This window comes from Mucilaginibacter sp. 320_HR, assembly GCF_059691875.1.
Genome location: NZ_JCAWAI010000006.1, coordinates 80,571 through 101,831 on the forward strand (window position 1 = coordinate 80,571; position 21,261 = coordinate 101,831).

17 protein-coding genes are annotated in these 21,261 nt (G+C 44.7%); 11 read left to right on the top strand and 6 right to left on the bottom strand.

Translation table 11 applies throughout. The annotated features are described in order from the left end of the window. Window positions 1-144: 144 nt before the first annotated feature. The 4 genes from ggt to AC59GT_RS19165 all read left to right on the top strand — a co-directional run bounded on the left by ggt (window position 145) and on the right by AC59GT_RS19165 (window position 4,058). Entirely contained in the window at window positions 145-1,854 is a 1,710-nt protein-coding gene (gene ggt / locus AC59GT_RS19150) for a gamma-glutamyltransferase (RefSeq protein WP_497239143.1), read from the top strand. A 221-nt stretch (window positions 1,855-2,075) separates the two neighbouring features. Then, a complete protein-coding gene (locus AC59GT_RS19155) occupies window positions 2,076-2,519 on the top strand; it encodes a MarR family winged helix-turn-helix transcriptional regulator (RefSeq protein ID WP_497239144.1) in 444 nt (147 codons plus the stop codon). Between the two features lie 91 nt (window positions 2,520-2,610). Further along, the gene (locus AC59GT_RS19160) at window positions 2,611-3,105 is read left to right on the top strand and encodes an FKBP-type peptidyl-prolyl cis-trans isomerase (protein WP_497239145.1); all 495 of its coding nucleotides are present in this window, start codon (window positions 2,611-2,613) and stop codon (window positions 3,103-3,105) included. A 5-nt stretch (window positions 3,106-3,110) separates the two neighbouring features. Continuing rightward, window positions 3,111-4,058, top strand: coding sequence for an FKBP-type peptidyl-prolyl cis-trans isomerase (locus tag AC59GT_RS19165; RefSeq protein WP_497239146.1), 948 nt, complete (start codon window positions 3,111-3,113; stop codon window positions 4,056-4,058). Window positions 4,059-4,061: 3 nt separating this feature from the next. Here the strand turns inward: AC59GT_RS19165 and AC59GT_RS19170 are convergent, their stop codons facing one another. From AC59GT_RS19170 to AC59GT_RS19190, 5 genes are all read right to left on the bottom strand, one after another. Then, complete coding sequence (locus AC59GT_RS19170; protein ID WP_497239147.1) at window positions 4,062-5,375, bottom strand: cryptochrome/photolyase family protein; 1,314 nt, start codon at window positions 5,373-5,375, stop codon at window positions 4,062-4,064. Beyond that, a complete protein-coding gene (locus tag AC59GT_RS19175) occupies window positions 5,368-6,273 on the bottom strand; it encodes a TIGR01777 family oxidoreductase (protein ID WP_497239148.1) in 906 nt (301 codons plus the stop codon). The genes AC59GT_RS19170 and AC59GT_RS19175 overlap by 8 nt, the downstream gene beginning before the upstream one ends. Window positions 6,274-6,767: 494 nt before the next feature. Continuing rightward, on the bottom strand, window positions 6,768-8,093 hold the full coding sequence (locus tag AC59GT_RS19180; protein WP_497239149.1) for an ABC1 kinase family protein: 1,326 nt from the start codon (window positions 8,091-8,093) through the stop codon (window positions 6,768-6,770). Next, window positions 8,093-8,809 (bottom strand): HAD family hydrolase, encoded by a 717-nt coding sequence (locus tag AC59GT_RS19185; protein WP_497239150.1) that lies wholly within the window; start codon window positions 8,807-8,809, stop codon window positions 8,093-8,095. The genes AC59GT_RS19180 and AC59GT_RS19185 overlap by 1 nt, the downstream gene beginning before the upstream one ends. A gap of 34 nt (window positions 8,810-8,843) precedes the next feature. After that, the gene (locus AC59GT_RS19190) at window positions 8,844-9,494 is read right to left on the bottom strand and encodes a TetR family transcriptional regulator C-terminal domain-containing protein (protein WP_497239151.1); all 651 of its coding nucleotides are present in this window, start codon (window positions 9,492-9,494) and stop codon (window positions 8,844-8,846) included. 266 nt (window positions 9,495-9,760) lie between these two features. Between AC59GT_RS19190 and AC59GT_RS19195 the strand changes: the two genes are divergently transcribed. From AC59GT_RS19195 to odhB, 4 genes are all read left to right on the top strand, one after another. Then, window positions 9,761-11,041: a DASH family cryptochrome gene (locus AC59GT_RS19195; RefSeq protein ID WP_497239152.1), complete on the top strand. Its 1,281-nt coding sequence runs from the start codon at window positions 9,761-9,763 to the stop codon at window positions 11,039-11,041. A 229-nt stretch (window positions 11,042-11,270) separates the two neighbouring features. Then, window positions 11,271-12,251 (top strand): glycosyl hydrolase family 18 protein, encoded by a 981-nt coding sequence (locus tag AC59GT_RS19200; RefSeq protein WP_497239153.1) that lies wholly within the window; start codon window positions 11,271-11,273, stop codon window positions 12,249-12,251. 154 nt (window positions 12,252-12,405) lie between these two features. Then, the gene (locus AC59GT_RS19205; RefSeq protein WP_497239154.1) at window positions 12,406-15,216 is read left to right on the top strand and encodes a 2-oxoglutarate dehydrogenase E1 component; all 2,811 of its coding nucleotides are present in this window, start codon (window positions 12,406-12,408) and stop codon (window positions 15,214-15,216) included. A 115-nt stretch (window positions 15,217-15,331) separates the two neighbouring features. Further along, window positions 15,332-16,957, top strand: a complete 1,626-nt coding sequence (gene odhB, locus AC59GT_RS19210) for a 2-oxoglutarate dehydrogenase complex dihydrolipoyllysine-residue succinyltransferase (protein ID WP_497239155.1) — start codon at window positions 15,332-15,334, stop codon at window positions 16,955-16,957. A 149-nt stretch (window positions 16,958-17,106) separates the two neighbouring features. Here odhB and AC59GT_RS19215 read toward each other — a convergent pair whose 3' ends face one another. Beyond that, a complete protein-coding gene (locus tag AC59GT_RS19215) occupies window positions 17,107-17,565 on the bottom strand; it encodes a DinB family protein (RefSeq protein WP_497239156.1) in 459 nt (152 codons plus the stop codon). 115 nt (window positions 17,566-17,680) lie between these two features. On the opposite strand from AC59GT_RS19215, the gene AC59GT_RS19220 reads away from it, so the two are divergent. From AC59GT_RS19220 to AC59GT_RS19230, 3 genes are all read left to right on the top strand, one after another. After that, window positions 17,681-19,402, top strand: coding sequence for an ArnT family glycosyltransferase (locus tag AC59GT_RS19220; protein ID WP_497239157.1), 1,722 nt, complete (start codon window positions 17,681-17,683; stop codon window positions 19,400-19,402). A 10-nt stretch (window positions 19,403-19,412) separates the two neighbouring features. Next, window positions 19,413-20,432 carry a lipid A deacylase gene (locus tag AC59GT_RS19225; protein WP_497239158.1) on the top strand — a complete coding sequence of 340 codons (1,020 nt, stop codon included), beginning with the start codon at window positions 19,413-19,415 and terminating at the stop codon, window positions 20,430-20,432. Between the two features lie 96 nt (window positions 20,433-20,528). Further along, complete coding sequence (locus tag AC59GT_RS19230) at window positions 20,529-21,254, top strand: DUF2490 domain-containing protein (RefSeq protein WP_497239159.1); 726 nt, start codon at window positions 20,529-20,531, stop codon at window positions 21,252-21,254. Window positions 21,255-21,261: the final 7 nt, after the last annotated feature.

Below are 21,261 nucleotides of genomic sequence, written 5' to 3' on the forward strand. Positions count from 1 at the left end.
TAACAATTTATGCTTGTTTGGCCCGACCCAATGTTACAATTAAGCTGCATTGTGCTGGTTTTCAGCGGTAAAAAACCGTTTTTAATACGTGCTGTTTTAAGTGTAAATAACCTAAATTGGGTCGTTTATAATATTCCCCCGTAAATGTTGAACAAACCTGTTGTTTATAAAAAGTTATTAGGTACGGCAATTTTAGCAGCCGTTTTTACCAGTTGCGTTACCGGCCAGCTTGGGCAAAATGTAAGCGGGCAATACCGCCAGGGCATGGTGGTTTGTGCCTATCCTGATGCGGCCCAAGCCGGGTTGGATGCATTGAAAAAAGGTGGTAACGCGGTAGATGCAGCGGTAGCTGTACATTTTGCGCTGGCAGTTACCCACCCGCAGGCAGGTAATATTGGCGGCGGCGGGTTTATGGTATACCGTTCTGCCTCAGGAGAAACAAACACGCTCGATTTCAGGGAAAAAGCACCGGCAAGTGCCCGGGTGAATATGTATTTGGATAGCGCCGGAAATATAAAGCCCGACATGAGCCTGTATACCCATTACGCCTCCGGTGTGCCCGGCTCGGTAGACGGGATGTACACTGCCCATAAAAAATATGGCAAGTTAAAGTGGGCAGACCTGGTACAGCCGGCGGTTACACTGGCCGAGAACGGTTTTAAAATGACTAAAAGGCTGGCAAACGATATCAATCGTAATCAGCAGGAATTTATAAAGTTGAACCCCGGTAAAGGCTATTTAATTAACGCACAGGGGTGGAAAGAAGGCGACGTACTGGTACAGGCTGACCTTGGCAAAACGCTGGAACTTATAAGAGATAAGGGACGGGATGGCTTTTACACCGGGCAAACCGCCGATCTTATAACTGCCGAGGTAAGTGATGGTAAACCAATAATGACCAGGGAAGACCTCCAAAATTATCATTCGGTTTGGCGCAAGGCACTGGTTGGCAATTACAAGAGCTACAAGGTAATTACTATGCCGCCACCAAGCAGCGGTGGCGTTGCCCTTTTGCAGCTATTAAAATCGGTAGAGAAGTATCCTTTACATAGCTGGGGTTTTAATAAAGACTCTATCGTACAGGTAATGGTAGAAGCAGAGCGAAGGGTATATGCCGACCGGTCTAAATATCTGGGCGATCCGGACTTTTTTAAGGTGCCGGTAGACAGCCTGCTGAACGCAGCCTACATTACGAAGCGCATGGCAAACTTTAGCTGGGATGCCGCTACACCAAGTACCAGCATACAACCAGGTACTTTTGTTGGTTACGAGAGCGACCAAACTACGCATTACTCTATTGTCGATCGGGAAGGCAATGCTGTATCCATCACCACTACGCTGAATGATACATTTGGCTCCCACATCTTTGTGAAAGGCGCGGGTTTCTTGCTGAATAATGAGATGGATGATTTTAGCTCAAAGCCCGGCGTGCCCAACATGTACGGCCTGGTAGGAGGTAAGGCCAACAGCATACAGCCGGGCAAACGCATGCTCTCGTCAATGACGCCTACCATCTTAGAAAAAGACGGTAAATTGTTTATGGTGGTAGGCACACCCGGAGGTGCTACAATTATAACCTCTGTGTTCCAGACCATTCTTAACGTTGTAGAATTTGACAAGAGCATGCAGAGCGCGGTTTCTTCAAAGCGTTTTCATCATCAATGGTTGCCAGACCAGGTAGACCTGGAACCTGAAGCACTTGACAGCACAGTGGTAGAAAAATTATCGCGTAAAGGATATAAATTCAGTAAACGAGGCGCTATCGGGCGGGTAGACGGAATTCTTAAAACCCAATGGGGCTATTACGAAGGCGGTGCCGACCCCAGGGGAGATGATACAAAACTGGGGTTTTAGCTACAGGCTACAGCAGGTGTAACATTTAAAAGTGTTACACCTGTTACACTTTTCTACTTCTAAAAACGGTTAAAGTTCTTATATATAATTGGTTAGCTAAAAACCATGTTACAGTTTTTAGAACCATGTTACAGTTTTTTTGTGATTTTCAGGTCATGATACACGGCCTGTGCCGTGATCTCTATAACCATCATCAACTAAAAACGCTATGTTTGCTTCATATGCGCAACAACGTAAAACATCAGGAAACCATTGATTACTTCCTGAAGATAGTTTGGCAAACCATGGCCAACCGTTACAACCAAATTGTTACCGAGTTTGGCATTACGCAGTCTATTGGTTACCTGCTTATTAATATAGATGATGTTGAAGGTACAACGGTGTCGCAGGCAGCAGCGTTGCTGGGGTTGAAATCGACGAGTTTGTCGCGCATGCTCAACCAGCTGGAGCAAACCGGCCTTATCTACCGTAAATCAAACGACGGAGACAAACGATCTGTAAAGATCTTCCTGACCGACCTTGGTAAAGAAAAGCGGAATATGGCCAAGGATGTTGTACGGCAGTTTAACGGCTACCTTAATGCCCACATCAGCGAGGCGGACAAGCAATACCTTACCGAGATGCTGAAGAAAATAAATCAGCTTACACTCAACTATAAGCCATAATAACAAGCCTGTTTGCTGCTCCGCAATTGTTAAAAAGTGTTAAGCTGCTGTTTTTGAATTATAAAACAATAAATTTGCCGTTATTAAAGGGATGAAGAGGGCACTGCTTTTTATAATTGTAGCTATTACTGCTTTATTTTCATGCAGCAAAGGTTATGATGCAATTGCAGAAGCGAGAGCACAGGCCGAGGTTGATGACAAGATTGTGCAGGACTATATAACTGAAAACGGGCTCACCGCAAGTGCTAAAAGGATAGATACAACAGGTGTATATTATATAATAGTTGCCCCAGGCAGTGGTAATGACCTGTTCACAAACTCTACAAGGGTTACCGTAGCTTATACCGGTAGGGTACTTACAACAGGGCAGGAGTTTACTAAAAGCAACAACTTTCCGCCTTCATTTGCCCTTGGTGAGGTAATAAGAGGCTGGCAGTTGGGCATCCCCCAAATTAAAAAAGGTGGCACCGTACGATTGCTGATACCATCGCGTTATGCTTACGGACCTTACGACCAGCCTGAGATTGGCCTGAAGAAAAACTCCATTTTGGATTTTGACATACGACTTTTAGATGTAACGAATTGATTTAGATGAAACAAAAGATCTTTACTATTTTACTGATAGCCGCAGCGGGCTTAAGCGCATGCAAAAAGGATACTGTTGACCAGAATATAAAAGAATACGACGAAACCCAAATTCAGAATTATATTGCAGCCAATAGCTTAACCGGCTTTAGCCGGGATACTGAGGGCGGTGACACTACCGGGATGTATTACAAAATTATTAACAAGGGAACAGGACCGGCACTGGAGTATTCTGATAAGATTTCTTTTGTTTACACGCTTAAAAGCTTTGACGGGAAGTATACATCTTCTGATACTATCCTTAATCACTTCAACGAGTATGTAGGCCATATTGAGCAGGCCAACCTGCCGAAGGGCCTGCAAATAGCTATTCATAATTTGTTGAAATATCGCGACGGTAGTATGCGTGTATTAATACCATCTCGCCTTGCTTACGGGCAAAGGGGCTTTGGTACGGGTAGTATTAGCAATGCTAACAGCCGTATTGCCGGCAATCAAAGTTTGGACTACTACATACATGTAATAAATGACCAGCAAGTGTATGATGATCTGGTGATACGCAATTACATGACAGCTAACAACCTTACTGGCTACACCAAAACAGCCTCGGGGTTGTATTATAAAGTAATAACACCAGGTACTGGTACTATAGGTGAAATCGGTCCATTATCTACTGTCACAACTACTTACACAGGAGCATTATTAAACGGAACTTTCTTTGACAAAAGCGCGGAAACAACGGCGGCGACATTTTCTCCCACAGGATCTAATTTACAAAATTCGTTCGGAACAGGGGTATATGAGGGCCTTACCGGACATGCAGCAAAGGGCACATCAATATCTTTACTCGTACCCTCCCGTTTGGCGTATGGTGCAGCCGGTTTGTCAACAGCAGGAATACCGGTGTATGCTCCTGTTAGATTCGAGTTTCAGATCACTGACGTAACCAACTGATGACTATTTGCTCAGCGCCAGTTTAAAGGCTTTTAAGCAGCGGTCGCGGGCAAATGCATGATCTACAATGGGTGCCCGGTACTTGCTGAAATCAGCATATTCTGGCACCCATTTTTTTACGTACTCCAGCTTTGGGTCAAACTTTTTTAATTGACTTTCGGGGTTAAATATCCTGAAGTAAGGTGCAGCATCGGTACCACTGCCGGCAGCCCATTGCCAGCCGCCAACATTACTGGCCATTTCGTAGTCCAGCAATTTCCGGGCAAAGTAACGCTCTCCCCAGCGCCAGTCTATCAACAGGTCCTTGCTTAGGAAACTTGCAACTACCATCCGTACACGGTTATGCATATAGCCGGTGGCATTCATTTCGCGCATGCCTGCATCTACCAGCGGGAAGCCGGTTTTGCCCTCGCACCAGGCCTTAAACTGTTCTTCGTTGTTAATCCACGCTATATTGTCGTATTCCGGCCGGAAGGCATGATCCATCGTTTGAGGAAAATGGTACAGCACCATCATGTAAAACTCCCGCCAGATCAATTCGCTAAACCAGGTTTTTTCACGCGCATTGTTAGCATCAGCAGCGCACTGCCTTATGCTGATGGTTCCAAAACGCAGGTGCAGGCCAATATGCGTAGTACCCTTTACAGCTGGGAAATCACGCGTTTTAGCATAGTCGGCAATGTGCTTCTGGTAACTCTGGTCCGGGAAGCTGGCGCTGCTTTCCACAAACCCCATGTCCTTAAGTGAGGGAAGCGTGGGAGCCTTAAACTGATGTAAGTTTTTTAGATATTTTCTTACGGGGTAGGGCTTCAGGTAAAATGGCGTTAGTTTTTGCAGCCATTTGTTTTTGTAAGGAGTAAATACTGTATACGGCTTGCCATCATCCTTAAGTACCTCGTTATGGTCAAATATTACCTGGTCTTTGAAGGTTTTAAATTCAGCTTTGTGTTCCGCTAACAAATCAGATATAGCCTTATCGCGGTGCGCGGCATAAGGCTCATAATCTTGATTGGTGTAAACAGCACTAACGGTATATTCTTTTACGAGTTGCTTAAAAACGCTTAGTGGAGTGCCGTAAGCTACATAAAGGTCGCTTTCACTTTGATTAAGCTTTTCTTTCAGGCTTTCTATAGCCTTGTAAATAAACGTAACCCGCGCATCATCCTTGTCTTCAAGGTCGTCCAAAATTTCTTTATCAAAAATAAAAAGCGGTAGTACAAGATTGCCACTTTTAAGTGCACGGTATAATCCGGCGTTGTCTTCTAACCGCAGGTCTCGCCTAAACCAAAAAATGGTAAGCGGGGTACTTTTATCCATAAATTTCTTTCAGTGCCGATTGAACGTCGGGATATTTAAATTGATAACCAGCTTGTATTATCTTCTGCGCCGAAACTTTTGTACTGCCCAATACCAGCGTAGCCAGTTCACCAAAAAGTAACTTAATAACACCCGCAGGTACCTTTGGTGCCCACAATGGGCGGTGCAGCTGTTTAGCAACAGCTTTGGTCAGCTCTTCGTTGGTGACAGGCTGGGGTGCAGCCATGTTATAAGATCCTGTAAGTTCCTCGTTCTCTATAGCCATCATATACATGCCAATCACGTCGGCAGGATGAATCCATGGCACCCACTGTTTACCAGTGCCCAGAGGCGAACCAATGCCTAGTTTAACCGGCAAAGCTAATTGTGGCAGTGCGCCGCCTTTTTTATCCAATACAACGCCGGTGCGAAATTTAACCGTTCGTAAACCCAGCTCCACCCCGCGGTCTACAGCATCTTCCCATTCTATGCAGCAAGCACCCATAAAGTCATGAGCGGCCGCGCTTTCCTCAGTAAGCAACTCATCACCACGATCACTGTAATACCCTACTCCCGAGGCAGAAATAACAGAGTGTACTCTGTGAGCCTTTTTACGTAGCAGCTCGTAAATCATACTGATAGACCTTGTGCGGCTTTGTATTATTTCGCGCTTACGTTCATCTGTCCAGCGTTTATCGGCTATGCCGGTTCCTGCCAGGTGAATGATGGTGTCAATACCGTCTATGCAGTGCTCATCAATTTGGTTGGTTGCAACATCCCATAAAAAGGTCTTTACTTTCGGGTTTTTCCCGCGGCCCCGGCTAAGGTGGCTAACATAGTAGCCCTTACTTAGAAGTTCTGCAGTAAGCTGTTTGCCTAAAAGACCGGATCCACCGGTAATTAGTATATTTTTATTCATATGGTTTAAGGGCTGATAGGCATCAATTGGTGTTATTAGCACGACAGCCAACTGTAATATTGAACAAAGCTTTGCCGCTTTTGTGTACTTTGTTCCCATACAATAATGACAAAAGGGGGAATTTTTCCCACTATTATCAAAACCTCCGTGTTTATTAAAGCCTGGTAATAAACCGGCAGGCTATAAATACCGTAATTTTTGGTGTTGGTAGAGTTTTTGTTTTAACAGCTAATATCAGTTGTATCCAAATTTATTATCCTGCGTATAAATCAATTTTACGTTTTTATGTTATCTCACGATTTTCAGCAGTTACTTTTATCTGCCTTTTTAATCCTAATAATTTGTATCGGCGCTTTCGGCGTGTACTGTTATCGCAGGTCTAAATCTTACGTCGGTACCGGTAGGGTTTCTGATATAGAACGCTGGGCCGGAAGCGCTACCCTTAGCTGGATTATAAGTTTTTGCCTGTCCTTATTTGCACTTGTTAGCTTTATTTAAGCGGTGGCTACCACGTGCGGTTTATAGGTATCTGTTTTTACCCTCGCCTTTAATTCATGCAGTATATTGTACAGCCCAAAGTTGGTACGGTTCACATAAATAAAGTGCTTAACGCCGCGTGCCTGTTTAAACTCGGGCATACGTGATACCTTTTCGCCGAAACCAAATAGTTCGTCAAAGAAGCTCTTATCGCTAAAGTCGAAGCTGTCCGTTATGTAAGGTTTGGCAAAAAGGCTGATCATTTGGCGGAACATCCCGTAGTAAAAGTCAACCTGCGCCGGGGTATCATTAGGTAAGATCATTTCCAGTTTGCGGAATGCGGCAATCGTATCTTCTTTACTGTCGAACAGATTTGTTGATGTAAGCGAAAAGAAAGGATAGTAGAAATCATCAGGCATCACTTTAATACAACCAAAATCAATCACACCCAGTTTGCCATCAGGCGTTATCATGAAATTGCCCGGGTGCGGGTCGGCGTGTACGGCGCGAAGTTCGTGCTGCTGGAAGTTATAGAAATCCCACAACGCCTGGCCAATAGTATCCCGCAGTTCCTGCGACGGATTAGTGGCCAGGAACTCTCTCAGGTGCTTACCTTCCAGCCAGTCCATTGTGATAATGCGTTTACTGGATAGTTCAGGATAATATTTAGGAAAAACAATATTATCAAGTACGCTGCACGCTTCGCTAAACTGTATGGAACGCCGCACCTCCAGCTCGTAGTCAGTCTCTTCAAGCAAGCGTTCTTCTACCTCACGCATGTAAATGTCAAGTTCCTTTTCACTCATGCCCAGCATCCTAAAAGCGAAGGGTTTGATAAGCTTCAGGTCGGATGAGATAGAATCGCCAACACCGGGGTACTGTATTTTAATAGCCAGTTTCTTACCATTTAGTTCTGCCTCATGCACCTGGCCAATTGATGCAGCATTGGTAGAACGGATATTGAATTTATCATATATCTGATCAGGTGTTTTGCCAAAGTATTTTTTAAATGTCTGTACAATCAGCGGGCCTGATAACGGTGGGGCATTGTATTGCGATTGAGTGAACTTATCTACATACGCCTGCGGCAGCAGGTTTTTGTCCATACTCAGCATCTGGGCAACTTTAAGCGCACTGCCTTTCAACTCACTTAATGATTGATAGATATCGGTGGCATTGTCTTCGTTCAGTTCGCTACGATCAAGGTCTGGGTTAAAAAGCTTTTTAGAATAATGCTTTATATAGTTACCGCCAATTTTAAAACCGGTCTTAACAAACTTGGCGCTTCTTTCAACCTTGGTGGTTGGAATGCTGTTCTGTTCTTTTGATGTGTTATCGCTCATTACTTATCGTCAAATAATACCGCCAGCTCTTGCAGCTTAAGACCGGCATAGTCGTTTATAACCAGGTTTGCCACCTGTTTTATCTTTTCGGCAGCGTGTGCGGTAGTAATACCAACCACTTTCATGCCTGCATCATGGCCAGCTTTAAGGCCCGCGGTAGAATCTTCAAACACCAGGCACTTCTCAGGGCGCACTTGCAGCTGTTCAGCAGCTTTATAAAATATTTGCGGGTTTGGTTTAGGTTTGCTCACCATACTACCGGTTACAATCACATCAAAGTATTGCCTGATGGCTATACCGTTAAATATAAAATCTACGTCGGCCATGCTGGAAGAAGTAGCCAGCGCTATTTTCATGCCTGAGTCCTTCAGCTCTGCCAAAAAGTTTTCCAGTCCGTTTATTGGTTGTAAATAGGGCTTAAATGCTACCTGGTAAAGGTGTTGCTTTTCTTCTGCTATCAGGTTGGAGTCGGCACCTGGTACCTGGGCAAAAAACTTTTCCACCGTATTAGGTATCGGCACCCCGCTTATCTCACCCTGGTAAGTTTCCTTGGAAAGTGCCGGTAAACCATACTTTTCAAACACCTGCTGCCAGGCTTTAAAGTGAAAAGGCGTATTATCTATAAGGGTGCCATCCATATCAAAAATGGCGGCTACTCCTTTCAGGTTTTCTTCTGTTGCAGGTGTGTTGTAATGCAGGGCGTGATTATCGCTCAAGTGTATCTATTTAGGTGATAAATGCAGGGGCTTATTAAAGCCCCATCTTTTCTTTGAACCCGCCGTTTTTGGCCAGGAACTTACCGTATTCAAAAAGGTTGTCAATAGGCGATCGTTGAAACAGGTCGAACGTTACATTTACGCCTTTCTCAATTGCTTCGTCTGTTTTCTCGAAACCGGCAGAATCATCATTTACCCAAAAATTAAGCACAAAGCCAAACTGTACCCAAAGCCCGTCTTTGTAGCGTTTGCTGAAGAACTTACGGTCGCTAAGTTCTTTGGTCTCCAGGCCTTCGTTTAGTATCCCGCCCGCAAATTCCTCAAATGCATCTTTTGCTTGCGCCAATACTTTTGGTGTACCAATGCTGCGGTTCTTTTTAAGGCTGTAAACTGCAAAGCTTCTGCTGCTTTTTAATAGTTCGAAAAAGCTGTAGAAAAATGATAATGCCCTTTCACGTGCCGAATATTGCGGCCATATTTCCTGAGCCTGAATTTCGGTGATTGTTTTCTTCACCAGGTCGGCCCAAATGCTTTGTTCCACCGCATCAAACGAGCCGAAGTAGCGATAAAATTCCTCTTCGGGCATTTCGTTTTTCTTTGCAAAAATGTAGACAGACTTAGGTTGTTCGCCTTCGGTGAGTACAAAGTCAATGTATGCGTTCTGGATGCTTTCTGTTGTAGCCATAATAAATTAATTACTCTAAATATACGGTATTATTGCTACAGCAATTATCATGCTTATGTTAAAAGAAAGTAATTAGCCGTAAGGCTGTTACCGACTATTATGAAATTGTAAAATCGATGGTCGGGCAATTACCGGCATTTACACCCTGATCTTATCCTGTTGAATAAAATGTTAGCACGTTGTCATATATAGTTCAGCTTATTCTTTCCTCCATAAATTATTCGCATTTTTGTTATCGATCTAAATAAGTTTAGATTATTGTTCATATGAGTGAAAAGACAATACTGGTTTGGTTTAGAAACGACTTGCGCATTCATGATAATGAGATATTATCTGAAGCAGTGCGCAAGGCGGATACTATCCTGCCGGTGTATGTTTTTGACCCATATTACTTTACTACTTCCGACGCCGGCAGTTTGAAGACAGGTAGCTTTCGCGCCCGTTTTCTTTTGGAATCTGTTGCCGACCTACGCCGCAATCTTGTAAAACTTGGCGGCGATCTCATTATCCGTATCGGGGACCCCGCGGAGATCATTCCGCAGCTTGCCGAAGAATACCACGTTAGCGAAGTATATCATCATCGTGAGGTAGCCCCTGAGGAAACCGAAGTATCTGAAAGGGTAGAGGCGGCTTTGTGGAAAATGAAGCTGAACCTCAAGCATTTTATTGGACATACCATGTACCATAAGGAGGACCTGCCCTTTCCAATAAAAGACATTCCCGATAGCTTTGTCACCTTCAAGAAAAAAGTAGAACGCGACAGCAATGTGCGGCAGGTTACCGCATCGCCTGAAATCGTCTCTACTCCAATAATTGCCGACGCTGGGGAACTGCCTGCACTTGCAGACCTTGGGGTGCCGGAGCCGGTTGATGATGCACGAGCCACGCAAAAATATACCGGGGGCGAAACGGTAGCGTTGGAGCAATTGCAACAGTATTTTGCTTGTAAGCAAAGCGGCAAAGTGGAGGGATATGCTGCATCGCGCTTGTCACCGTGGCTTGCCGTAGGATGCTTGTCTCCCCGGGAAGTTTATTGGGAAGTTGTAAAACAGCAACGGGAGAACCATTTCCAGAACGGCGATCAACTGATGCTTGATCTGCTTTGGCGGGATTATTTCAGGTTTATGTTCAAAAAACATGGTCAGAAATTTTTCCGTGCAGAAGGTTTTAACAGCGGCGCACCGGAAGCTGCAAGCAACCAGGATGAGCTTTTTGAACAATGGAAGAAAGGCGAAACCGGTGTGGCAACTATTGACGCCGCCATGCATGAGCTTAACGCTACAGGTTACATCAGCAATTACAACAGGCAGGCATTAGCCGCATACCTAACCAATGAGCTTAAAGTAGACTGGACAAAGGGTGCACTTTATTTCGAAGAAAAACTTATCGACTACTCGCCAGCCAGCAACTGGGGCAATTGGGCGTTTATAGCCGGCGTAGGCAGCGATAGCAAAAGCACGCGCTACTTTAACGCAAGTAAACCCTTAGCGCAGCAGGAATCCGTTAACTATTGGCTTCCGGTTACTCCAAGCAAAGTATCTGCTTAAATAAATAATAAAACCTCCGCAGAAGCGTATATATTTGTACATGAACTCTTTTGAACAATATACAATTATTATCGGCTTGCTTGCCGTGCTGTTCGAAGGTGTCTCCCGCGCTTGTGCATATCTGCACAAAGTTTTGCATTAAACCATCCAGGTTGATAATGCCAATTATATAACATTTAAAGTTGCTGTGAAGCATACGGAGTTGTTTGCGCTTTAATAGATTTGCCATATGAGTATAAAAAATCCCTGGCTTTTCGTATTAATGTTTTTAAGTTTTAATAGTGTTGCTCAGAAGCAGGGAACAAACTTTATGGTTGTAGGCTACACCCGTAATAACATCAATTTACTTGAGCAGGTAAAGCATATTAAGTTGAAGAACATTACGCATCTGAATATAGCCTTTGTCAATCCGGACAGCACGGGGAACTTCATTACGCCAGCAGATCTTAAGAAAGTTGTTAAGCTTGCGCACAGGAAGCATGTACTTGTTCTATTATCCTTTGGCGGCGGTTCTCCACCCAAATATTTGCCGGCATTGCTTGCTGCTGACAAGCAGGCCATGCTTATTGATGCATTGCTTAAACTGGCGGTAGACAACGATGCCGACGGCATAGATGTGGATCTGGAAGGGCGCATGATTAACCAGGATTACGAAAGCTTTGTAAGCGGACTATCTACCGCTCTTAAAACGCAGGGCAAGCTCATGACCGCAGCTATAGCCGGTTACTATGCCGAACGTTACACTGATAAAGTACTTGCCCGGTTCGATTTTGTAAACGTTATGAGCTATGATAAAACCGGGCCATGGAACCAGGCCAAGCCCGGACAGCATGCACCGTATGACATGGCCGTTCAGGACATTGCCTACTGGATAAGTCGCGGTATACCCAAAGAAAAGCTGAACCTAGGGGTGCCTTTTTACGCTTATGGCTTTGGGCAGGGTGCACCCGGCGATATGACGTATAAAGATGTGGTAGATCAGTTCCAAGGAGCTGAGGCTAAGGATGAAGTGGTATTACCAGCAGGCGGTACAATGTATTACAACGGCATGCCCACCATCAAGGCAAAAACCAAGCTTGCACTGGATAAAGCTGCCGGTATAATGATATGGCAACTTATGCAGGATGCAAATGGCAAGAAATCGTTACTACGTGCTATAAACGAAGAAATAAAGAACTATAAAATTACCGCGGGTAAGAAGTTCGATTGAATTTTTAATAATTGAAGAAGTTGCGCAACACCCTCACGTCATTTTCGTTGAAATAACTTTAAACCTAAACGGCAGTCGAAAGTTATAACATATAATGTTCGGCATATTGTACTATTATGTTTAATTTTGTGCCGTTTTACAAGATTGGTTTCTCATGGATCGCCTCAATTATATAGATAGCGGAAACGCAGCCTACATCGACTCTTTATACGAAGCTTACAAACAACACCCTGAATCCGTAGATTACGGCTGGCAGAAATTTTTTGAAGGCTTTGACTTCGGTAAGGCATCACAGCCTGCCGGCAGTGCTAAAGCAGCAACCGCAGCACCCGAAAACTTGCTGAAGGAAATAAACGTGATGAACATGATAAATGGTTACCGTACCCGCGGTCACCTGTTCACCAAAACAAACCCTGTACGCGAACGCCGCAAGTATTTTCCAGGAAAAGAACTGGAGACCTTCGGTCTGAGCGATGCGGATCTTGATACTGTTTTTAACGCCGGGCATGAGGTTGGTATGGGTCCTGCTAAACTGCGCGATATCCGCCAGATGCTGGAAGATACCTATTGCCAAACCATTGGTGCCGAATACCGCTACCTGCGCAATCCTATAAAATTAAAGTGGTTTGAAGACCGCATGGAAAGCCGCCGCAATACGCCAAAGTTCTCGGTTGAAGAGAAAAAGGCAATGCTGGCCAAGCTGAATGAGGCCGTCACTTTTGAAAACTTCTTGGGTACCAAATTCCTGGGTCAAAAACGTTTCTCTCTTGAAGGTGCTGAGGCGTTGATACCCGCATTAGATTCTGTAATTCATCAGGGAGCTGAACTGGGTATAGAGGAGTTTATCATCGGTATGGCGCACCGTGGCCGTTTAAACGTGCTTACCAATATTATGGAGAAAACCTACAAAGAGGTGTTCTCTGAATTTGAAGGGAAGAACTACGACTCTGAATCGGCCTTTGGTGGAGACGTTAAATATCACCTGGGTTACTCTACTGATGTAGAGACCAAGAATGGCAAGAAAGTTCACCTGAGCCTTTGCCCTAACCCGTCGCACCTGGAAGCGGTAGATCCTGTTGTAGAAGGTATTACGCGAGCAAAAATCGATTTCAAATACAATGGCGACAATAAAAAGATTGCGCCAATATTGATACATGGCGATGCATCTGTTGCAGGACAGGGCATTGTTTACGAAGTGCTTCAGATGGAAAAGCTTGACGGTTACCAAACCGGCGGCACCATACACCTTGTTATTAACAACCAAATTGGTTTTACTACCAATTATAAAGACGCACGCTCGAGCACTTACTGTACCGACGTTGCTAAGACCGTACTTTCGCCGGTTTTCCACGTGAACGGTGACGATGTAGAAGCGCTTGCATACGTGGTGAACCTCGCAATGGAATACCGCCAGGTATTTAATGAGGATGTTTTTATTGATATCCTTTGTTATCGCCGTTATGGACACAACGAGTCGGATGAACCCAAGTTCACCCAGCCGGTGTTATATAAAGCTATAGAGGCGCACCCTAACCCATTGCTGATCTACAACAAAAAGCTGATTGAAGAAGGCAGCATAGATGCCAATTACGCAAAAGAACTGGAGAAAACCTTCCGCGCCGAATTGCAACAGATGCTGGATGAGTCTAAAGCTGAAGATAGGTTTACAGACACCATCCCGATGTTTGAAGGTGCATGGACAGGCCTGCACCTTGCCAATCATAAAGAACTAATAAGTTCTATTGATACATCTGTACCTGAACAGGACATAACAGAAATAGGAAACAAATTAACCACCCTGCCGGAGGGAAAAGAGTTTTTCAAGAAAATAGAAAAGCTATTTGAAGACCGCAGAGCTATGGTAAACACTACCAAAGTGTTTGACTGGGCTATGGGCGAGTTGCTTGCTTACGGCACCTTGTTGAAAGAAGGGTTCCCTGTCAGGTTAAGTGGAGAGGACGTTAAACGCGGCACCTTCTCGCACCGCCACGCAGTACTTACCCTTGCAGATTCTGAGAATGAATATACCCCACTGGCAACTATCGAGACAGAAGCTAAACTGAGCATATATAACTCTTTACTGTCCGAGTACGGTGTACTTGGCTTTGAATATGGCTATGCTTTGGCTAACCCCAATGCGCTTACGATTTGGGAAGCACAGTTTGGCGACTTCTTTAACGGGGCACAAATTATAGTAGACCAGTACATTGCCAGTGCCGAAACAAAATGGCAGCGTGGTAATGGTTTGGTAATGCTGCTGCCACATGGTTATGAAGGCCAAGGCCCGGAGCACTCATCGGCACGTGTAGAGCGCTTTTTAGAGCTTTGCGCAGATGACAACATACAGGTTGCTAATTGCAGCACACCAGCTAACTTCTTCCATATATTAAGGAGACAGATGCACCGCGATTTCCGCAAGCCGCTTATTATTTTTACACCAAAGAGCTTGTTGCGTAGTCCTAAATGCGTATCACCAATAAGCGACTTTACCAGCGGTAAGTTTTACGAACTGATAGATGACAGCTACGTTGATGCTAAGAAGGTTAAACGTGTGCTGCTTTGTACCGGTAAGATATACTATGACTTGCTTGAGAAACAACAGGTTGACAAACGTAAGGATGTTGCTATAGTCCGTGTTGAACAATTGTATCCAACGCCTATACAGCAGATACTAAAAATGAAAGCCCGCTACGAAAAAGCAACCGAATTTATTTGGGTGCAGGAAGAGCCGGAAAACATGGGCGCATGGCCATACATTTGCCGTAAGTTCCATAACGATACACACCTTAACCTGCAGGTAATATCCCGCCTGGAAGGTGCGAGTACAGCTACCGGCTTTGCCAAGCAGCACGCAGCACAGCAAACGCATATTGTAGCCAAAGCTTTTGAAGCACCTGCCGGAAAAGCGGTAAAAGAAACTATAAAGAAGACTACTGAAAAGATGGCAAACGCAGGAGCGGATTGATTAATAGATGGTGATTGGCGAATAGTAAATTAGTTGCTAATTGCCAATCACCAGGCTATTTACTACTCACCTGTTATCATTTACTACTCACTAATAAACCTACAACTACTACAAAATGAGTTTAGAAATAAAAGTTCCGCCGGTAGGCGAATCCATAACCGAAGTAACACTGGCATCCTGGAAGAAAAAGGATGGCGACCATGTGGAAATGGACGAAGTGATAGCTGAGCTGGAATCAGATAAAGCTACTTTCGAGCTTACTGCCGAAAAGGCGGGTACTTTGAGCACTAAGGCTGCCGAAGGCGATGTATTACCTATTGGCGCTGTGGTTGCAAGTATAGAAGAAGGTGGTGCCGGTGCTGCTGCACCAGCTCCTGCTACCGAAAAAACAACTGCTTCTCCTGCGGAAGCTGTTGCACCTGCAACGGCGGTTAGCCCGGAGGTGCCTGCAAATGGCTACGCTCCTGCGCCTGACCAAAGCGGTACGCCTGCTTCAGGTCCATCAACTTTAGAGATAAAAGTGCCAGCTGTTGGCGAGTCTATAACTGAAGTTACTTTATCCCGCTGGATAAAGAAAGATGGTGACAGTGTAGAAATGGACGAAGCCATTGCGGAACTGGAGTCAGATAAAGCAACCTTTGAGCTTACTGCAGAGAAGGCAGGTACGTTAAAAACCATAGCCAACGAAGGTGACACCCTGCCAATTGGCGCGGTTGTTTGTACCATAGAGGGTGGTGGTGTTTCTGGCGGTAAAGTTGCTACCCAGGTAACGCCTGATGTTGCAGCTGCCATCAGCGAATCGCCACAAGGTGCTGCATCAGCAAAACAAGCTACTTATGCATCTGGCACCCCATCGCCTGCTGCTGCAAAAATATTGGCCGAAAAAGGTGTAGAATCATCATCTGTAAATGGTACCGGTGTTGATGGCCGCATTACCAAAGGCGACGCCCTTGGCGCACAAAAACCTGCTGCTGCTGCCGCACCGGCTGCTAAGCCAACTGCGGCTGCAACAGCGCCGGCTGCTCCTGCTGCGCCGGGTTCCAGAACAGATAAGCGCGAAAAAATGTCCTCGTTGCGTAAAACGGTAGCAAAACGTTTGGTTGCTGTTAAGAATGAGACCGCCATGCTAACCACTTTTAACGAAGTGGATATGTCGCCGATAATGGAGGTGCGCAGCAAATACAAAGATAAGTTTAAAGAAAAGCATGGTGTTGGCCTTGGCTTTATGTCGTTCTTCACCAAGGCGGTTACTGAAGCCCTGAAAGAATGGCCCGCAGTAAACGCCCGTATAGAAGGCGAAGAAATTGTATACAGCAATTTTGCTGATATCTCTATCGCTGTATCTGCGCCTAAAGGCTTGGTGGTTCCGGTAATTCGCAATGCGGAGAGCATGAGCCTTGCTGAGATTGAGAAAGCCATTGTGGTACTTGCAGGAAAGGCTCGCGAAAGCAAGCTGACCATCGAAGAAATGAGCGGTGGTACCTTCACTATCACCAACGGTGGTGTATTCGGTTCCATGATGTCTACGCCTATCATCAACTCGCCGCAGTCTGCTATATTAGGTATGCACAATATTATCGAGCGCCCTGTTGCGGTAAACGGACAAGTAGTTATCCGCCCGATGATGTACCTGGCATTATCTTATGATCACCGCATCATCGATGGTCGTGAGTCGGTTAGTTTCCTGGTAAGAGTTAAACAGTTACTGGAAGACCCTACGAGGTTACTATTAGGCGTGTAAAGAAGTCTATCCAAATAACGAAGCCCGGTTTATCCGGGCTTTTTTTATACTTTCAATTTTAGGGTTCTCAATGTTTCAGTGAAAGCTTTCCAATGCAATGGACACTTTGGCAAAATCAAGTTGAACTTGATACAAAAGACTTTGGAGGTCTACACCAATTTCCTCATAGCCATTATGTAACCAATGTGCAATCCTTCATGAAAGGGTAGAAAGGCTACTGCATCATCAATACTGGATATTTCTACACCGTAGCGGGTTGTCCAGGCAGGGTAGTTGGTAAATATGCCATTCTTATAATCGCGTTCTAATTGATGCAGGCTGGTTAGCAGTAAACCTTTTATTTTCTCCAAATCTTCTTCTGTGTAAAAACGTTCAGGTTTACTTTCCGGTTTATATGTGTTGACAAACGGCTCGTCTATCCATAGCGGCAGGCCGGCGCGTTTGTAGCATACGCCCTGCTGGGCAGCAACCATGTGCCCAAGGTTCCAGATGATGTTATTACTAAAGCCGGCAGGTATGGTATTCAACTGCTTTATGGTGAAGGTACTTAGCGTCTCAATTATCTTGAGGCGGGGCTGCCTCATAATATCAATCTGTTTTTCTATCATGCTCCAAATATTCAACTTTTTGGCTGATTTAGGAGTGCGGTCCTTAAAATATTGTTAATGTAACATACAGTTGTGCTTGCACCTTTTATTTTACCTTTGCGCCATAGCACGTTAAATGACAAGTACCATTATTAATAATAACCGGTCCGACAAACCTGTATGGTATTTTATCCTGTGCTGGACGGCATTCAACCTACTGCAGGCGGGCACAATAGAATTGCACCCGGATGAAGCCTATTACTGGCTTTACGCGCAAAAGCTGGACTGGGGATATTTTTACCACCCGCCCATGATGGCGCTCTTCATCAAAATAGGCGACACTTTTTTTCACAACGAGTTTGGCACCCGGCTGGTTGCTGTATTAACCAACGGGCTGGCCATTTACCTGCTCTGGCTTATCGTAAAAAGGTATTCAGTAAGTGCAAAGTGGTTCATGTTGCTGGTATCTGGCATTTTGGTTATACACGTGTATGCCTTCACTACAACGCCGGATAATCCATTGTTCTTTTTCGCCGTGTTATTCTACTATGCTTATCAAAAGTATCTCGAAAAGGATAGCTGGCTGACAGCACTTATTATTGGTGTTATTGCTGCATGCCTGCTTTACAGTAAGTATCACGGCGTATTGCTAATGGGGTTTACGGTTATTTCAAACCCCAAGTTGTTTATCCGCCGTACGTTTTACCTGGCCATTGTAGTGGGATTGCTTTGCTTTATACCACACATAATATGGCAGGCTCACCGGGACTTCCCGGCAGTAAACTATCAATTATTTGAGCGTGCTACCGAGAAGTCCTACAAGCTTGAAGTCTCGTTGGTGTTTATAGCAGGGCAGCTTTTACTTGGCGGTATAGTAAGCAGCTGGTACCTATTTTACCAAAGCGCTTCTGCCCGTATCACTGATCAATTTACCCGCACCCTAAAGTTCAATTTAATAGGAGTTTTTGGCTTTTTTCTTGTAAATACCTTTTATGCCAACGTGCAGCCGCATTATACCTTGATTGGCTTTATCCCGCTACTAGTTTTAGCGCTCATTCACTTGCAGAAAGCCAATGGTTTTCCTCGCTGGTTCGTTAGCTTGTCGGTCATTAATATCATTCTTATTCTCGTCTTACGCATATCCTTAATGTTAGGACTTCCTTACTTAAAGCAAATACAGGTACTGCAAACTTATTATGGTTTTAAAGACTGGGCTAAAGCAGTGCATAAGAAAGCCGGCAACGCCTACATGATAATGGATGATGGGTTTCAAAACCCATCTAAGTATGATTTCTACAACCGTACTTTCAAAGGGTTTGCCTACGACTCGCGTTACTACGGCCGCACAATGTTCGACATTTGGCCAATGGAAGATAGCCTGCAGCACCAGCGTGTTTATCTGCTTTTAAGCGATCCGCTGGCGGGTGTTTCAACAGACACTATCAAGAGCGAGGGTGGCGATTGGTACGGTGGCTGGGTAAATGATGCCCGCACTTACCAGAAAATTGCTATAGAACCTCATAAGAAGAAGATTACCGCGCACCCGGGTCAATCTTTACAATTTGACCTTACGCTAACTAACCCATATCCTTTTGATGTTAGCTTTGCCGACAGTGGCTATACACACCCGGCTTTTCTGGAGGCCTGCTTCTTTAAAGGACGGATGGATATTGTAGACGTGCAGCAAGCGCCGTTAAGCTTTAAAAGCATTATCATAAAAAAAGGAGCAAGCGTAAACTACCGCATGACAATTAAGGCGCCTGTGCAAAATGGAAAGTACGCACTGTTCTTTTCTTTACGGACGGAACCGTTTAGAGGGGCTAAGAATAGCCCGCTATTGACTTTTAATGTAGAATAACCCATTTACTATGGCTAAAAAGATATACCTTTTACTAATACTTACTATTGTAATAAGCCGCAGCGGCATAGCGCAAACATTGGACGTTCATTTTAACGGATCGGTGTTTTTTGACAACCGCGAGTATAAAGAGTTTTTAAAACGTTCCCGTACCTACTCGGGTACGCGCCTTGCACTTGACTTGGGGTTGAATCTGGATAGCGCAAACCGCTTTGTGGTAGGTGCTAACGGCCTGCATGAGTTTGGTGGTAAACCCTACTTTTTGCATGTAGATCCGGTAGCTTATTACGAGCACAACGGTAAGAACTGGTTCTTTAACGGTGGGGAGTTCCCGAGGGAAGGTTTGCTAACGGATTACCCAAGATCAATGCTGAATGATACGCTGCGGTACTTTCGCCCAAATATAGAAGGCTTGTACACCAGCTACCATACCGATAACTTTCGTGAGAACCTGTGGATAGACTGGGTAAGCCGCCAAACAGATACAGATAGGGAACAGTTCCTCTTCGGCCTGTCCGGTAAGTACCAGGCTTTGGGCCCATTTTACATTGCACATTATCTATTTATACTGCATGATGCCGGGCCGGCGATTGATATTCCCAATGATCACATACGCGATAATGGTGCTTTGCAAATAAAGCTTGGGGCTGATTTGAGCCACAAAACCGTGTTCGACTCTCTGACGGTAGAAGCAGGCGGTATGATGTCTTTCGAAAGAGAGCGTAATGTAAGCGGCTTTAAAAAGCCAAAAGGCTTTGTTGCTAATGTGTACCTCAGCTACAAGCGCTTTGCACTATATGACGAGTTTTACAAAGGCCAGGGCCACAACATCACCTACGGCGACGCGTACTATCAATTTAAGACCTACAACCGTATCGACCTTATTTATACGCCATTTCTTTACAAAGGATTAAAGGGTCAGTTTATAGCCAGTTTCCATCAAACACTACAAAGCAGCGGCAGCAATCAGGAAGCGTTCAGGCTTTCTTATGATCTTGGTCGTAAGAAAATTGCGAAATTTAAGGACTGACCATTATAAAATTGATAAATTTGACCGTCCTGCCGCTCTAACGTGTGCCCCCCACTCGTGCAGCAGTACATTTTCTAACACATTTATCAATCATTTATGAACAAAAAGGTCATCAGGCTTTTGCTGCTTATTATTGTTTTATTGCCTGTAAAGTTATTAGCGCAGGACAACCAATTCACCGGCTGGGGGGCCATATTCCATACTCAAAAGTTTTCAGATAAGTGGGGCATGTCGTTTGATGGGCAGTTCCGTTCTGCAGATCAATACGATTACCTGCGAAACATCCTGTTGCGCCCGGCTGTGAACTACTATTTTAGCAGCAACAAAATAGGTGCCTTGGGCTATGCTTACGTGACCGCCAATGGCCGTAGCGGCGATGTTGAAACCTTTCGCCCCGAAAGCCGCATATTCGAACAGTTCATCATTAATCAAAAGCTGGGTAAAGGTGCCATGCTACAGCACCGTTTTCGGTTGGAGCAACGCTTTTTGGGCAATACATCGGTAGGAGGGGTTGACAGGAATGATAGCTTCTTCTCGCAACGCCTGAGGTACTTTGCCCGTGCTGTAATACCTTTTAAAAGTACACCCACCTTTACCGAGGGGCCGTTCTTTGCCTTGCAGGACGAAATATTTTTTAACGTGCAGAACAAGGACAAGGTAAATACCCATTTCTTTGACCAAAACCGTGCTTACGGTGCATTTGGATACCGCTTCAGCAAAAAGTTTGACACAGAAGTTGGTTACCTTAACCAATATACCAAGGCAGCTACAAGTTATACACTTAACCATGTTATTCAACTTGCTTTTTACACCAGGTTGTAACCGGGAA